The 16,974-nt window shown below is 35.6% G+C and carries 14 protein-coding genes, 1 pseudogene and 1 other annotated feature; all 15 genes and pseudogenes read left to right on the top strand.

Going from position 1 to position 16,974, the window contains the following annotated elements; genetic code table 11:
- Positions 1 to 279 precede the first annotated feature (279 nt).
- The 15 genes and pseudogenes from Ana3638_RS01005 to spoVAC all read left to right on the top strand — a co-directional run bounded on the left by Ana3638_RS01005 (position 280) and on the right by spoVAC (position 16,961).
- The gene (locus Ana3638_RS01005) at positions 280 to 3,843 is read left to right on the top strand and encodes a DUF5717 family protein (protein WP_161836226.1); all 3,564 of its coding nucleotides are present in this window, start codon (positions 280 to 282) and stop codon (positions 3,841 to 3,843) included.
- Positions 3,844 to 4,132: 289 nt separating this feature from the next.
- A complete protein-coding gene (locus Ana3638_RS01000; protein WP_161836224.1) occupies positions 4,133 to 5,401 on the top strand; it encodes a DUF5716 family protein in 1,269 nt (422 codons plus the stop codon).
- 18 nt (positions 5,402 to 5,419) lie between these two features.
- Positions 5,420 to 6,256, top strand: coding sequence for a hypothetical protein (locus Ana3638_RS00995; RefSeq protein ID WP_161836222.1), 837 nt, complete (start codon positions 5,420 to 5,422; stop codon positions 6,254 to 6,256).
- Positions 6,257 to 6,273: 17 nt separating this feature from the next.
- On the top strand, positions 6,274 to 7,500 hold the full coding sequence (locus Ana3638_RS00990) for a hypothetical protein (protein WP_161836220.1): 1,227 nt from the start codon (positions 6,274 to 6,276) through the stop codon (positions 7,498 to 7,500).
- A 78-nt stretch (positions 7,501 to 7,578) separates the two neighbouring features.
- Positions 7,579 to 7,824, top strand: a binding site (T-box leader).
- 93 nt (positions 7,825 to 7,917) lie between these two features.
- The gene (locus tag Ana3638_RS00985) at positions 7,918 to 10,581 is read left to right on the top strand and encodes a valine--tRNA ligase (protein ID WP_161836218.1); all 2,664 of its coding nucleotides are present in this window, start codon (positions 7,918 to 7,920) and stop codon (positions 10,579 to 10,581) included.
- A 45-nt stretch (positions 10,582 to 10,626) separates the two neighbouring features.
- Entirely contained in the window at positions 10,627 to 10,794 is a 168-nt protein-coding gene (locus tag Ana3638_RS00980; protein WP_161836216.1) for a hypothetical protein, read from the top strand.
- 302 nt (positions 10,795 to 11,096) lie between these two features.
- Positions 11,097 to 11,285 (top strand): hypothetical protein, encoded by a 189-nt coding sequence (locus Ana3638_RS24550; protein ID WP_202621671.1) that lies wholly within the window; start codon positions 11,097 to 11,099, stop codon positions 11,283 to 11,285.
- A 160-nt stretch (positions 11,286 to 11,445) separates the two neighbouring features.
- The gene (locus tag Ana3638_RS00975; RefSeq protein WP_161836214.1) at positions 11,446 to 12,852 is read left to right on the top strand and encodes a tetratricopeptide repeat protein; all 1,407 of its coding nucleotides are present in this window, start codon (positions 11,446 to 11,448) and stop codon (positions 12,850 to 12,852) included.
- Between the two features lie 321 nt (positions 12,853 to 13,173).
- Positions 13,174 to 13,575, top strand: coding sequence for an anti-sigma F factor antagonist (gene spoIIAA, locus Ana3638_RS00970; protein ID WP_246240657.1), 402 nt, complete (start codon positions 13,174 to 13,176; stop codon positions 13,573 to 13,575).
- A gap of 63 nt (positions 13,576 to 13,638) precedes the next feature.
- Positions 13,639 to 14,061: an anti-sigma F factor gene (gene spoIIAB / locus Ana3638_RS00965; RefSeq protein ID WP_161836212.1), complete on the top strand. Its 423-nt coding sequence runs from the start codon at positions 13,639 to 13,641 to the stop codon at positions 14,059 to 14,061.
- Between the two features lie 100 nt (positions 14,062 to 14,161).
- Positions 14,162 to 14,875 (top strand): RNA polymerase sporulation sigma factor SigF, encoded by a 714-nt coding sequence (gene sigF, locus Ana3638_RS00960; RefSeq protein WP_161836210.1) that lies wholly within the window; start codon positions 14,162 to 14,164, stop codon positions 14,873 to 14,875.
- Positions 14,876 to 15,041: 166 nt separating this feature from the next.
- Positions 15,042 to 15,191: a hypothetical protein gene (locus Ana3638_RS00955; RefSeq protein WP_161836208.1), complete on the top strand. Its 150-nt coding sequence runs from the start codon at positions 15,042 to 15,044 to the stop codon at positions 15,189 to 15,191.
- Between the two features lies 1 nt (position 15,192).
- Positions 15,193 to 15,819: a stage V sporulation protein AA gene (locus tag Ana3638_RS00950; protein WP_161836206.1), complete on the top strand. Its 627-nt coding sequence runs from the start codon at positions 15,193 to 15,195 to the stop codon at positions 15,817 to 15,819.
- The gene (locus Ana3638_RS00945; RefSeq protein WP_161836204.1) at positions 15,809 to 16,225 is read left to right on the top strand and encodes a stage V sporulation protein AB; all 417 of its coding nucleotides are present in this window, start codon (positions 15,809 to 15,811) and stop codon (positions 16,223 to 16,225) included. The genes Ana3638_RS00950 and Ana3638_RS00945 overlap by 11 nt, the downstream gene beginning before the upstream one ends.
- A 230-nt stretch (positions 16,226 to 16,455) precedes the next feature.
- Positions 16,456 to 16,961: pseudogene (gene spoVAC / locus Ana3638_RS26695) on the top strand (stage V sporulation protein AC).
- Positions 16,962 to 16,974: the final 13 nt, after the last annotated feature.

The raw sequence follows: 16,974 nt of genomic DNA, 5'->3' as shown, positions 1-16,974 counted from the left end.
TAAGGTCATTCAAAGTATATTTTATGAATATATATACTTCTGTATTCATTCCATACACTAATGGACTTTTTGATACGCAAGTCACTATTAATAGCAAAACCGAAATCCGCTAATATTTAACCATACTATTTATCGGTATCTTTTTTCTGAAGAATTTGTGTACATTTGACTATCCAATTTTTATTGCTAAAAGTTGTCGATTAGTGTTATAATTATTATAATTTAATTCATAAAAAATGCAATACAGGAATAAAAAAACCAAAGCTTGGGGTGGAATAATTGAAAGAAAAAGTGGAACGGTTAGCGAAAGGAGTTTTTGAATATGAAACTCCTGGTATTCTGCTGTCAGAAGAGGAAATAAATATAACAGTAGATGCAGGTAAAATTTATTCAGGCAGTTTTACCATTAAAAATAATAAAAATACACCGATGAAAGGTATTCTTTATTCTTCCAGTGAACTGTTCCGCCTGGAACAAAATAGTTTTATGGACAGGGAGAATGAGATACACTACCGCTTTTACGGGGATCATATGAATCCTTTGGAGACTGTAAAAGGTGAAATCTGTATCGTAAGTGACTGCGGAGAGATTCTAATGCCTTTCACTGTGAACATAGAAGTGCCTTATCTAGAGTCTTCCATGGGAAAAATTAAGGATTTATTTAATTTTGCCAATCTTGCCAAGGAAGACACAGCAGAAGCACTCAAACTATTTAAATCTCAGGAATTTAAACAAATCTTATTATATCATGATACGAAATACCTTTTATTGTATCAAAATATAATCAAAAGCAGGTCAGGCAGTCAAGCTTTGGAAGAATTCTTAATTGCAATCCGTAAAAAATTACAAATAAATATAAGTGTGGATAAAAAGGTTCTTACATTTGACCTGGATAAAGAAAGTATCATGGATAAAGTCATTCTAACAAAGGATAACTGGGGATATGCAGAAATCAGGGTAAGTACGGATGTTCCTTTCCTGATACCGGAACATAAAATAATCTGGACTGAAAATTTTATTGGGAATTCCTATCCGTTAGAATTTGTTGTAGACCCGGCATTCATGCATTCCGGAAATAACTATGGTAAAATTTTCATTACTACAGCCCATGAAACGACCGCGATAGAAGTGACCTGCCATTGTAATAAATTGGGCTTGCCAATACATAACAGCCATAGAAAGAGTAACGGGTATCGAATAAAACTGACAAAAAACTATTTAAATTTTCGTACAAACCATTTGTCTGCCCATGAGTATGTAAGTGAAGCAAATGTACTGTTGGAACGATTACTGAATCAGGATAGCAAAAATCAGCACCTGTATCTGCTGATGCAGATTCATGTATTAATTATATCCGGAAATGAAACGAAAGCAGAGCAACTGCTTAAGGAATTCGGGGAAATCGTAGAAAAAGTAAAAGAAACAGAGGTATTGCTTTATTGCGGATATTTGTATTTGCTTGCCTTGCTTCGTAAGGATGAAACCTCTATTCAGAATGCACTGCAAAAAATTCGTGGATTTTATGACGGAAGTTATAATGATTGGAAATTGTTCTGGTTTTTATTATATACCGATAAAAAATATGATATCAATAAGGTTATTAAGCTTGCGGAAATCAAAGAACTTTATAAGAACGGATGCAGAAGTCCCATTTTATATTTTGAAGCAGCTTATATTTTTAATGAAGAACCCTCTCTGCTTCATGAATTACAGGACTTTGAATTACAGGTACTAAATTGGGATATTAAAAATGATTTTATCTCGGAAGAAGCTGCAATGCAATATACCTATCTGGCAGGAAAAAGAAAGTATTTCAGCCGGTCTGTTCATTACGCCCTGATCAGATTATATGATAAATATCCGAACAAGGAAATTTTAACAACCATCTGCAGTCACCTGATTAAAGGACATCAAAGAAGTAATCTCTATTTCCGGTGGTTTCAGGCAGGAGTGAATGAGCAGTTAAGAATTACCGAATTATACGAATATTACATGTATTCCCTGACGGAGAATACAGATACGGTTTTGCCTCAGCAGGTATTATTGTATTTTATCTATAACAGCAGCCTAAATGACCGCAAAAAATCATACCTTTATGCTTATATTGTTAAGAATAAAGAAAAGCTGCCTGAAATTTACCGATCTTATTGGAAACGTGTTGAACAGTTTGTCTTAAAGCAATTAGAGGCACATAATATTAATGGAAATCTTTCCCTGCTTTATGAGGAATTCATTTCACAGCAGGGGTTGACCGCAGAGACAGCCTCCCAGTTACCTTATGTTATGTTTAAACATGAAATAGTCTGCCATAACCCTAACATGAAAGGGGTATCTGTTATTCATAAGGAAATGAATGAGGAGGTTTATACACCTTTAATTGATGGAACTGCAATGGTGGATATTTATACGGAAGATGCGGAGATTTTTCTCATAGACCAGTATGAAAACCGGTTCACGGCAACAGCAGAATATACTCTGAATAAATTAATGCACTGGGAGTATTACATTGATACCTGTTATGAGATGAAAGTGGATCACCCTATGATTCTTTTAAATCTGTCGGAGAAAGTTCAGACTTATCTGAAATATGATGACAGGTCCATTGCAATCCGCAAAGATATTCTTTCAATACAGGGATTAAATGAAGTTTATTACAATAAAACCAACCTGGATCTGATTCATTATTATTATGAAAATTTTGAGGGTGAATTACTGGAATCCTACTTAAGTAAAATTAATCTTCACGGCCTATCCAAAGTGGACAGGGATAAGGTAATAGAATTTTTCATTATCCGTGATTTGTATGACAAGGCACTGGATGCTCTAACGGAATTCGGTTTTGAGGGAATTGCCATAAAGCGGTTAATCAAATTATGTTCCAACCTGCTGGAGAATCGAAACGAAGAAGAACCTAAAAATGACTTTATTCTCAGTCTTGCTTACCACATTTTTAAAGCGGGTAAATATAATGAGGGAATATTAAAATATCTGGTAAAATACTTCTTTGGAACAACAGGAGAAATGTATGAGCTATGGCAGGCAGCGGTAGGTTTTGAGATGGAAACGGCGGCCCTTGAAGAACGGCTGCTTGGACAGATGTTATTTGCAGAAAGTTATATTACCAATTCATTAGGGGTATTTATCCGGTATTATAAACGTGGCTCAAACCGTAAGCTGATTAAAGCATTTTTATCCTATAACGCTTACAAGTACCTTATTATGGACCGCATTATTCAGCCGGAATTATTTCATATTATGAAACGGGAGTTGGTTTATGAGGATAATGAGGTTTGTACACTGGCTTTATTAAAAAAATTATCCCAGGAAGATAATTTCGAGAAGGATGAAATAGGATTCATCGATTATCACCTTCATAAACTGATTAGAAAAGGCCTTATACTGCCATTCTATAAAAAATTCCAGGGTATTATACCATTACCCGCAAGGATAAACGATAAAATATTTGTGGAATATATAACTAACCCTATCCATAAAGTAACAATTCACTATCGGCTGGAAGGAAAAAACAGCAGTGATGAGTTCATCAGTGAAGAAATGAAAGATATCTATCTGGGTATTCATGTGAAAGAATTTATACTGTTTTACAATGAAAGTATTCAATATTACATCACCGAAGAAGATGAAGCCGGACAGGTTTCCATTACGGAAAGTGTAAATGTAAAACTGGATAACTCCATGAAGTTAGAAGAAGACACCAGATATAATCATATCAATTTCATGCTGACTGCTATGGAAGTACAGGACGATAAAACGCTAATGGAAAGCCTGGATAATTATTATAAGAAACATTATGTAATCTCAAAAGTATTTAAACTATTATAATTTGGTAATTGCGAAACTCCAAAATATTGTATCTATATACCATGCAATTAATACAATTTTAGAGCTGAATTTTGCCCAGAGGGCAATTGAAGCTCTAAAATTCGTATCAATTGTATGGTATATACGAAAAACTACATAGTTTCGCAATCATCTATTTAGATTGGGCGTCAAAAGCTTTCAATTTGCACATCACAAAATCAAGAAATAAATGGTGCAGATTGACGGAACCATAATTAACTTGGAGTTTGGCACTCCAATCCTAATCATAAATAACAATGGGAGGTAAAATATGAGTGAACAAAGAAGTCTTATTGTGGGATTTGATCTTTGTGAACAGGATTCACAGATCTGCTGTTATAATCCCAAAACGCTGGAACCGGAATCCATATGTGCGACTTCCGATAAAACCAAATATTTGATACCTACCGCACTTGGTGTAAAGCAGAGAACCAAAGAATGGGTATACGGAGAGGAATCATTTTACTGTCAGGAATCCGGGGCAGGAGTATTGATCGATCGGTTAATAACGAAAGTTATAAATCAGGAAGATACGGATATATATGGAGTGCCCTTTAGTCCTGTTGCTTTACTGGAGAAGTATTTACGTAAATGTCTTCAGCTGTTAAAAATTTATTATCCCTTAAATAGTATACAAAAAATAGTCGTTACAGTTAAAGAACCATCCGAAACACTAAAAGACGGGATATATAAAGCCCTTAACAGTATGGGTATCGGAAAAGACCGGGCATTCGTTCAAAGTCATTCCCAAAGCTATCAATATTATGCCCTCTATCAAAATAAAGAATTATGGATGAATGATGTTGGATTATTTGATTTTGATGAAAATGGCCTGCTCTATCAGCAGCTGCTGATAGAGAGAAAATCGCTGCCCTATCTGGTGGATATGGAAGAAAAGAATTATCGGGATATTTTAAATAATCAGGTTGCAGCAGATATTACGGATAAAGAAAAACTGGAATATCTGTTTCGTAATCTGGCAAACCAGGCACTTCATAAGCAAATTGTATCTACTATTTATATCACCGGTAAAGGGTTTGAGGGAAACTGGGCAGATAAAGTCCTGAAAGAACTGTGTATCGGCAGAAGAGTATTTAAAGGGCAGAATCTCTATGTTAAAGGTGCATGCTTTGCTGCAAAGGAATTATCGGGAGAACATAAATTAGATAATATTTTACTTTTAGGGGACGATATGATTTCCAGTACCTTTTATCTGTTAGGGTATTATGATACAAAACAGGCGGAAGCAGTATTAGCGAAAGCAGGTACCCTTTGGTGTGAAGTGGAAGAAAAAATGGATTTGATTCTGGATGACTTACACGAGATTACCATTTACCGGAAAGACATCTTAAAACACGAAACGATACCTTATACCATATCTTTGGACGGGCTGCCGAACCGACCGAATAAAACTACCAGAGTAGAGGTTAGAATAAAATTTTTAAGTAAGAATACTGCAGTTATTTCAATAAAAGATAAGGGGTTTGGAAGTCTCTATCCATCTACTAACCGGATATGGGAAAAAGAAATCGTATATTAAGAGTTTCAGGAGGGGTTTATGGGAAAATTGATTTTATGTAACGGTAAACTGGCAGAGCAGCCTTATCATGTTAAACTTACGGATACATATCTCTATTCCATTGAGGAATTATGTTATTACATATATAATAACATTGAAGTTATTACGGAGGACTTCTTCAATGATACTTTAATTAATTGGATTCGTATGGTACTAAAGCTTGTTCAGGGGGCAGACAAGCTATCGAAGTTACTGGAGTCCAAGGCTGGACTAAAGGATTATGTGGTATGTGTTTTATGCAGTGCTGATTATTATACGGAGACAGAGATTAAACAGCTGTTGGTTATTATGGATGAATGGGGAAATTTAACACCCATAGAACGAAGAAAGAAAAAAGCAGATAATTACATTAAATACAGGCAATATACGGAAGCCGTTATGGAGTATGAAATGATTTTGAACAGTCCTGAAGCAGCTTCCCTTGATAGTTTGCAGTATGGAGATCTGATACATAATTTGGCATTGGCACAGATTTACACCATTGGTTTGGCTGCGGCAGCTGAAGTGTTTAAGCAGGCTTATGAGCGTAACCATAATAAAGAATCCCTTAAACAGTACCTTTGTACTTTAATATTGAGTAAGCAGGAAGAAAAACTGAATCAGGAAGTCCTGAATTATGGAGTCGGTGAGGAATACCTGGAGAAGATCAAAAATGAGCTGGATGAGTATTATCAGGAAGCAGAGTCCTCCAGTGGTTATGAAGTAATAGAAAGCCTTTTTGAACATAAGAATGCCGGGCAGATTGTTCCTTTTTATCAAATAGCCGGTGAATTAATTAATGGGTGGAAACAGGAATTCCGGAGGGAAAACTCATAAACAGGAGAGAAATTTAAATGGGCATTATAAAAAGATTATTTACCGTAAAAAATAAAAAAAAGGAATCGCCTGTAAAACAAAACAAAAAGCAGGAATCTGACGGTTTTATTAATACAATGGAAGATGAAATTAATAAAAGTACGGATAAATCAGAAAACAAAGAAACTGAATTTAAACCGAATACAGACAGTGGTGATTTTATCGCTGATAACTGTGATCAGATTATCGAGAGCTCGAAGCAATTAGAAGAGTTAAAGGTAGAATACCAGGCGGTAACGTCCTATCTGACCGATATCCAGAAGCTGGAGCAAATTCCGCCTGATGAACGGGAATACTTAAATGATACGGCCAGGAAAATAATCACATTCACGAGAGAAAGGGCTAAATATCAGAACAATACAAGAAAAATAACCGATACTCAATTTAAGCATATTGCCAAATATGAGGATGTTCTACCCAAAGAATTGATAAAGATGAAAAACAATGAAGCATATAACAATACCATCAAAACAGATATGAAATATCTGGAGGGGGAAAAAGGTGCTCTGCAATACCAGAAAGAAGAAATATTAAGTAAGCATACGTATTTGAAAAATATAGCTGCAGTTACCTGTATACTGGTGATTTCCCTGTTTTTACTCTTTATCATCCTGCAGAACGTTACCAAGGCAAATATGCAGATTCCATTTCTTATGACTATAATTATGGCACTTGTTTCAGCGGTTTACATCTTTATCAACTCCGGTATAAACAGAAATGACATGAAATTAACGGAGCGTAAGTTGAATAAAGCAATAAACCTGTTAAATAAGGTAAAAATTAAATTTATTAACAATACCAACGAACTGGAGTACTCTTACCAGAAATACATGGTTAACAGTTATGCGGAGCTTTGGTTTTTGTGGGAACAGTATCTGAAGGCAAAGGAAGAAGAAAAAGCATACGAGAAAAATACCAAACAGTTGGAGTTTTATAACAGAGAGCTGGTAAAGGAATTAAGAAGTTATGATTTAAAAGATCCGGACATCTGGGTATACCAGGCAGCAGCTGTCCTTGACAGCAAAGAAATGGTAGAGGTTCGCCACCGTCTGAATGTACGGAGGCAAAAGCTAAGAGAGAGAATTGAATATAATAATATATTAAAAGAAAAAAGTATTGAAGATATCACGGAATTTATAAATCAAAGACCGGAAAACCGGGAAGAAGTTACAAGGAAACTAAAGGATTATGGTATCTATCTATAATAGACTAAAAACTACTTGACAGATGCGTATTCATTTCTTATTATTATAGTTATGTAAAACTTACAGTTAAATAGAATGGAAAATGTAAGGATGGAGAGGATTAGATAAATAATCTTACCAGAGAGGATAACTCAAAGGCTGAAAGGTTATCTTAAAGAGAATTTATTGAAGGTAGCTCCGGAACAGTATTTCTGAAAGTAAGTAGGAAATAACGGGAGGTCCCGTTATAGACCCGTGCCAGGTTTTAGCCCCGGCACTTAAGGCGGCTTTTATTGAACTGAATAGCCGTAAATAAAGGTGGTACCGCGGTTCTTCGTCCTTTAAGACGAAGGACTTTTTTTATTTTTTAGGTAATTGCTTCCTATCGGTAAGATAAAAAGTTTCCGGTTATCAATCAAAGAATAAAGGAGAAATACAATGGAGAAAGAATTAGCAAAAAATTATAATCCCCAGGAGATTGAGGGAAGATTATATGCAAAATGGCTGAATAAGAAATATTTTCATGCCGAAGCAGATAAAAAGAAAAAACCATTTACAATAGTAATTCCCCCGCCGAATATTACCGGACAGTTACACATGGGACATGCTTTGGATAATACCATGCAGGATATTCTCATACGATTTAAGAGAATGCAGGGATATAATGCCTTATGGCAGCCGGGAACAGACCATGCAAGTATTGCGACAGAAGTAAAGATTATCGAACAGTTAAAGAAAGAAGGCATCGATAAAGAAACCCTTGGCAGGGAAGGGTTCCTTAAAAGGGCCTGGGAATGGAAAGACGAATACGGCGGCAGAATTATCAGTCAGTTAAAGAAATTAGGCTCTTCCTGTGACTGGGACAGAGAACGATTTACCATGGATGAGGGCTGTTCTAAGGCCGTAACCGAAGTTTTTATCCGTTTGTATGAAAAAGGATATATTTATAAAGGTTCCAGAATCATCAATTGGTGTCCGGTATGTCAGACAAGTATTTCCGATGCGGAAGTTGAACATGAGGAACAGGCCGGACATTTTTGGCATATAAAGTATCCTATCGTCGGCAGCGATAAATTTGTAGAAGTTGCAACGACCAGACCGGAGACCATGCTGGGAGACTCAGCTGTTGCCGTTCATCCCGATGATGAAAGATATAAGGATTTAATCGGTAAAATGGTAAAACTTCCGTTAGTTAATAAAGAAATTCCTATTATAGCAGATGCTTACGTAGATAAAGAGTTTGGTACCGGTGTTGTTAAAATTACACCCGCTCATGACCCCAATGACTTTGAAGTAGGAAAACGACATAACCTTCCTGAAATCAATGTTATGAATGATGATGCAACCATTAATCAGAACGGCGGTAAATATGAGGGAATGGACCGTTATGAAGCCAGAAAGCTTATGGTTAAAGAGCTGGAGGAAATGGGATTATTAGTGAAAGTGGAAGATCATGTCCATAACGTTGGTACCCATGACAGATGTAAGACTACGGTTGAGCCTCTTATTAAACAGCAGTGGTTCGTTAAGATGGACGAGTTGATTAAACCGGCAGTTGAAGCTGTTAAAAAGGGTGACGTGCAGTTCGTACCGGAACGTTTTGACAAGATTTATTTTAATTGGACGGATAATATCAGAGATTGGTGTATATCCAGGCAGTTATGGTGGGGCCACCGGATTCCTGCTTATTACTGCGAGAAGTGCGGTGAAGTAGTTGTATCGAAAGATACTCCGGATAAATGCCCGAAATGCGGCCACACACATTTGAAACAGGATGAGGATACTTTGGATACCTGGTTCAGTTCAGCCCTTTGGCCGTTTTCCACTCTTGGATGGCCGGAAGAAACGGAAGATTTAAAATATTTCTATCCTACTGACGTATTGGTAACCGGATATGATATTATTTTCTTCTGGGTTATCCGTATGGTATTTTCCGGTTTCGAATATACCGGCAAAGCTCCGTTTAGTAAAGTTTTAATTCATGGTCTGGTAAGAGACTCCCAGGGTCGTAAGATGAGTAAATCCCTTGGTAATGGTATTGATCCGTTGGAAATCATTGATAAATACGGTGCAGACGCCTTAAGATTAACATTAATTACAGGGAATGCTCCCGGTAACGATATGCGTTTTTACTGGGAAAGAGTAGAAGCAAGCCGTAATTTTGCCAATAAAGTATGGAATGCCTCCAGATTTATCATGATGAACCTGGAGAAAGCTCAGACGGGTGATTCGATTGATCCTAAAACCTTAACCGATGCGGATAAATGGATACTGTCCAAAGCCAATACCCTGGTTAAAGATGTTACGGATAATATGGATAATTTTGAATTAGGTATAGCCGTTCAGAAAATCTATGATTTTGTATGGGAAGAATTCTGTGACTGGTATATTGAAATGGTAAAACCAAGATTATACAGTGATACGGATGAAACCAAAGGAAGTGCAATCTGGACTTTGAAACAGGTATTAACCATTTCCTTAAAACTTCTGCATCCATATATGCCTTTTATAACGGAGGAAATCTTCTGTACCTTAAAAGAAATGGAAGGAAAAAATGCAGACGACGAATCCATTATGATTTCGGAATGGCCTGTTTATGAGGAAGAATTTGCTTACCAGACAGAAGAGGAAGCTGTTGAAATCATTAAAGCTGCGGTAAAGGGAATAAGAAATGTACGTACCGACATGAATGTTCCGCCAAGCAGGAAAGCTTCTGTCATTGTTGTATCTGAAAATGAAAGAGTCAGAATTATATTTGATAACAGTAAAGTATTTTTTGCTACGTTAGGTTATGCAGCCGAAGTGACAATTCAGAAAGATAAAACTGGTATCCCGGCAGATTCCGTAGCTGCGGTTATTCCGGAAGCATCCATTTACATGCCGTTTGCAGACCTGGTAGATGTGGAGAAAGAAATCGAACGGCTTACCAAAGAAAAAGTCAGATTAGAAGGCGAATTACAGAGAGTAAAGGGTATGCTGAGTAACGAGAAATTCGTAAGTAAGGCTCCGGAAGCAAAAATCACAGAAGAAAAGGATAAATTAGAGAAATATACCAATATGATGGCTCAGGTAATGGAACGTTTACAACATCTTAGCAAATAAGTTTAGGTATTGCGAAACTATATTGTTAAAGGAGATGTAATAAACATGGAATGCCCTATTATCAGAGAAGACATTGATGAGAACGAATGTCTTGCTGTAAGAAAAGAAGCTATAAAGACCACGAAAGAAAAACCGGTCCTGCACAGTAAATATCGCAAAATTGTCGGCTGGAAAGCAATCTGTAAGAGTTGTAAAAATTATAAAAATTGGTAATAATAGGGTACTGTGTCGAAGGGAATCGAACTGTTTTTCTTGCATAAAAAATTAGTAATATTATAATGGAAGTAGTAATTCTATGGTTTTTAACTCACAAGGGGCTTTTGCCCCTTGCTTAACATTAGCCGGAAACTTTAGTTTTAGATTCCTGATCTCTAGGGCATTATTGTTTTTATGAATACAGGGTAAATATTAACTTGATTTTTATTCCTAAACTGGTTATGATGTATATGTCCAGAGAAATAGTATACCTATAGTAGAGTAAGATTATCGTAATTACCGGCCGCGCAGACGCGAGTATGTGCCAGGGTACATTCTTTCATCTTAATGTTAGAAAAGAGGTTAATATGATTAATTTCGATGAAGAAATAGCTAAATTTCAACCAAGCCTTGAAGTAGATCAGGCAGAAGATGTTATTAATAATAATGATTTATCAGATATTACTGATATTATAAAAACCATGCTTAAAGATTTAAAGGATAAATAATAGGGATTATCGTTGAGATTGCCTCGTGAAAAACTTGCGGGCCAAAAGCCTTTAATACGAGGCTGGAAAAGAATAGCAAAAGCTGTTATTCTTCACAATTTATGCTGGGAAGCATTGGTGTTAGTGTGAGCATAGAAAAAACGGTTAGGTGGAGATGAATATGATTTGTCCGGTGTGTGGCAGCGATGTAGCAGCGAAAAGAAATCGCTGTGAAAGATGCGGTGAGGATTTAACAATATATAGAAAAATATACTTGTTATCCAATAAATATTATAATGAAGGTCTGGAGAAAGCAAAAGTCAGGGACTTATCCGGTGCCATATTAGTTTTAAAAAAGAGCTTAGAGTTAAATAAAAGAAATACGAACGCCAGGAATTTATTGGGATTGATATATTATGAGGTTGGAGAGACCGTTTCTGCGCTTAGTGAATGGGTTATCAGCAAGCATTTCCAACCCAAGGATAATGATGCAGATGAATACATGGAATCCCTTCAGTCCAACCCAACGAAACTGGATACCTTAAATCAAACAATCAAGAGGTATAATTCGGCATTATCATCAGCAAAACAAGGGAGCGATGATCTTGCAATTATTCAATTAAAAAAGGTAACGAGTTTAAATCCCCATTTTGTAAAAGCATTGCAGTTATTGGCACTTCTTTATATGAAAAACGGGGAAACGGACAAAGCAGTAAAATGTCTGATTAAAGCAAATAAAATTGATGTATCCAATACAACAACATTAAGATATTTACATGAATTAGGTGAGATGTCAGCGACCATCAGGGATGATGGTAAAACCGCGGAGAAAGAAAATGTCCGTAAAATTCAAGAACCGGCTGTATTCCCCCAGTCTACTTATAAAGAAGATAAACCCAATGTTTGGGTATTCGTAAATTTAATTTTAGGTATTGCAATCGGTATTTTAGGTGTTTTCTTTTTAATCGTACCAACAGTGGAAAATAGCTATAAAAACAAACTGAAAAATCAGGAAGTAGAATTTAGTGCAGAATTAAATAAAAATTCCCAGAGTGTGTCTTCCCTGGAAAATAAAAATGCTGATTTACAGCAGCAAGTAAAAGATTTACAGGCACAAATTGATGGTTTTGAAGTAGTTGAATATGATGATACCATATATAATGATTTATTTAAAGCAGCTAAATTATTTATGGATGACTTATCTGACGGCAGTCCAGGTGATGTAGATTATGTAAAAATTGCCAATACATTAGTTAAAGTTAAACCGGATAAATTAGAAAAACAGGAAGCAAAAGATTTATATAACGAGATAAAAGATGCTACTTATGTAGAAGCTTCCAAAGAACTGTATGATAAAGGTCACGATGATCAATATTCCAATAGAAAATATGATGAAGCGCTTGAAACCCTTATAAGAGCTTATGAATTTGATCCCAATAATGTGGATGCTGTTTATTTTATAGGTCGTTCTTATCATCAATTAAGCGATTACGATAATGCAAAGAAATATTATAACATAATACTGGATCAATTCCCGGATTCCGGACGTGCGGCAGAAGCACAGGGGAAATTAGCGGATATTGAATAAAACGATACAAACGATAAAATGACAGTAAAGAAAGACAATTCTAGTGATATTTCATTAGAGATGTCTTTTTTTATAGAGTGAACAGTAAATATATGATAAAATATGTAATATAATGTAAAAACATGAAAATTTGAGAAACAAGGTTTGGTGTATATGTTGAAAAACCGAAAGACTGTTTTTTCAACTGCGGATTAACGAATATCCAATCAAAGATTGGATATTCAGGAAAGAGGTATATGTTGAAAAACCGAAAGACTGTTTTTTCAACTACGGATTAACGAATATCCAATCAAAGATTGGATATTCAGGAAAGAGGTATATATGGACAAGCAGGAAAAGAAATCAATGAATACTACGGTTATGCAGCTGCGGGAGGGGGTGAAGGCAGATTTTGAGGTAATTAACAATTGCCTGGTTATAAAGTTACTAGAAGAATTAGATCATCATAATGCGATTTCCATACGGGAACAATCGGACAAGCTGATTACAGGCAAAAATATAAAGGATATCATATTTGATTTTACCGGATCAGAATTTATGGATAGTTCAGGCATTGGAGTTATAATGGGCCGTTATAAAAAGATTATATTTACAGGGGGAAAAGTAGCGGTAACAGGAGTAAATCAGAGTGTAGACAGAATCTTTCGTTTATCCGGATTATATAAAATCATTCATAAATTCGAAACAATAGAAGATGCGGTAAATAAATTTAACCATAATTAAGATTAAATGAACGCGATAGACTTAAAGTCTTATTGGGAGGACGTTCTGAGCAGGAGGATAAGTATGGATTATACTAACGAAATGTTATTGGAGATTGATAGTCAATCAAGAAATGAAAGTTTCGCAAGAATGGTAGTGGCAGGATTTGTGGCGCAATTGGACCCGACCATTGAAGAAATTGCGGATATTAAAACCGCAGTTTCAGAAGCAGTAACCAATGCAATTATTCATGGTTACAATAATGGCGACGGCAGAGTCAAAATTTACTGCAAGATATGTAATCATGAAGTCTTAATTGAAGTACATGATTTTGGAAAAGGAATTGAAGACATTGAAAAGGCTATGGAGCCCTTGTATACAACCAGACCGGAATTGGAGCGCTCCGGCATGGGATTTTCATTTATGGAAGCATTTATGGATGATCTGGAAGTAGAATCAAAATTAGGTGAAGGCACCGTAGTTAAGATGAAAAAGCTTATTCATTAAATTTTATTTAAATTGAATGCTCCTACAGGATAAGGAACCGATGAAAGGTTGGATAAAACTTATCCTGATATCTCAAATCATCTAAGAAGGGAGTGAAACAGTGGATACTATAGAATTGATTCGACGGTCACAGCAGGGAGATAAAGAAGCAAGAGATAAAGTTATAACAGATAATATAGGATTAGTATGGAGTATTGTCCGCAGATTTATGTGCCGCGGACATGAGCCGGAAGATTTATTTCAAATTGGCAGTATTGGTCTGATTAAAGCGATTGATAAATTTGATATGTCTTACGATGTAAAATTCTCCACCTATGCTGTTCCAATGATCATGGGAGAAATAAAGCGATTCTTAAGGGATGACGGTGTAATTAAAGTAAGCCGGTCTATGAAAGAAACAGCGGGTAAAATTCGTATTACGAGAGAAAAATTAAGCAATTTATACGGCAGGGAACCAACCTTGGAAGAAATCAGCGCCGAGTTGAATCTTGCCAAAGAAGAAGTAGTAATGGCTCTGGAATCAGGAGCTGAAGTAGAATCTTTATATAAAACCATTTATCAGGGTGACGGTAACGCAATTTATTTAATCGATAAACTGGAACAAACAAATGATGAAAATGAAAATATGATTGACAAGCTTGCTCTAAGAGAAACCATAGCATCTTTAGATGAAAAAGATCAGGAATTAATCAGGCTTCGATACTTTATGAATAGAACCCAGACAGATATAGCTAAGGAATTAGGAATATCACAGGTACAAGTTTCCCGTCTTGAAAAGAAAATTTTATTAAAAATGCGGGAAAAGATGATGTAAATATTCCCAGTATATAAAAGCTATAGATTCAAATAATATTAGACAAAGAAAAGTAATTTAGTAATGTATAGTAAATTAAAAAAATAGTAATAAGAAAAATTAAGAAAAGCATCGGTATATTATTATACTGATGCTTTTCTTATCTTATAGAAAAAGAGGTGATAGTATGATTTATAAGCGGCGTCTGTATATAGTTGCTATTGTTTTAGCAGTATTTTTTGCAACGGTGATGTTTGCATTTATAGCTCAAAAAGATCAAACGGATGACTTTAAAGGGACTCTGGTGAGAGGTTACACCTGGGAGGCGGTTATCTGATATGAATGATAGTTGCTTGTATATAAAAATAGATAAAAACACTATGGTTACTAATAAAACCATTTACTTAAAAGACATTGCCAAACTTTACAGTCACGATAGTAAGATGGTAAATGATTTAAAAAGTCAAATAGTTTTTGAAACCCAGGCTACGAAGAAAACGAACTATATATTCTCTATCTTAAAATTAATTGAATTAATTAATAAAATATATCCGGATGTGCAAATAATAAACCTGGGTGAATCTGATTTTATAATTCATTACGATCCGCCGAAAAAGTTGCCCAAAATATTTGATTATTTAAAAGTATTTATGGTATCACTTATGGTGTTTTTCGGAGCAGCTTTTACCATAATGACATTTAATGAAGATGCAAATGTTAAGGAAGTATTTGCTGCGATATACAAATTAGTAACAGGAAGCGAAAAAGGCGGCGGAATACTGGAAATCTCCTATGCAGTTGGTCTTCCATTGGGGATTATTGTATTTTTTAATCATTTCTCCAAATTAAAATTAGGTAATGATCCTACTCCCATGCAGGTCCAAATGCGATTATATGAAGAAAATCTGGATACGACTTTAATCGAAAATGCTAACAGGGAGGGCAAAACCATAGATGTTTTATAAGTATGGTCTATTGATTTTTATTGGAGTTACAGCAGGTATCATCGTTGCAGCAGGTATTTTTACATTTATAACTCTTATCGGTGTTTTAACAAGATTAGCTGTTCGGACAAATACGGCGAATCGAATCAATCTATATGAGGATCTTGTTGTATTAGGAGCAGGAATTGGCAATGTTGTATTATTATTTAAAATTAATATTCCTTTCGGTATGGTCGGATTAATTATGTTTGGACTGTTTTCAGGGGGTTTTGTGGGATGCCTTGCTGTGGCTTTAGAGGAAGTGCTCCAAGTGTTCCCGGTATTGACTTACCGAATCAAATTAAAATTTGGAATTCCTATTATAGTTTTAAGTTTAGCAATTGGAAAAGGACTCGGTTCGTTTTATCAACTGTTTTTTAGTGATTAGTACGAATAGTCTCGCAGGGAACATGCGAGCTATTAAAAGAATAGCAAAAGACGGTATTCTTCACGATTTATGCCCAAAGAGCATGGGCAGCAAGTGCGAAAGAAAAATATAATAACTGAAAGGAATGCCACATATTGATTCTTTTACACTTTTTTGTAGCAGTAACACATCTGTAAGCAGATATGTTATGCAATGGGTATTAATATAAAAAAATAAGGAGTTGAGTGAATATGCCAAATGATAAGAAAAAGGTAACCGCATCAGACGTGGTTATTGAAAGAGACAAAAATAAGAAAGAACAGATGTACAATAAATATGTAAAAGATATGACACCAAAACATAATATATTTGCAAATATATGCAAAGCTTTTCTTGTGGGAGGTATCATATGTACAATCGGTCAGGGATTAACCAATTTATATAAGTCATGGGGGCAGGAGAAGAATTAGCGGCTTCTTATACTTCGTTAACATTGGTATTTGTTGCGGTTTTACTTACAGGGCTGAATATTTATCCTAAACTGGCAAAATATGCCGGTGCGGGAAGTGTAGTGCCAATAACCGGATTTGCGAATTCCGTTGCGGCGCCGGCTGTGGAATATAAGAAAGAAGGCCAGGTATTTGGTATTGGATGTAAAATATTTACAATTGCGGGACCGGTTATCTTATACGGCATTTTTTCCTCCTGGGTACTTGGTGTAATTTATTATATTCTAATGGAATTAGGTGTAGTTTAGGAGGTTAGTGTGA

It is taken from the genome of Anaerocolumna sedimenticola, assembly GCF_009931695.1.
Lineage (GTDB): Bacteria > Bacillota > Clostridia > Lachnospirales > Lachnospiraceae > Anaerocolumna > Anaerocolumna sedimenticola.
This window is presented reverse-complemented; position numbering and strand designations above follow the sequence as displayed.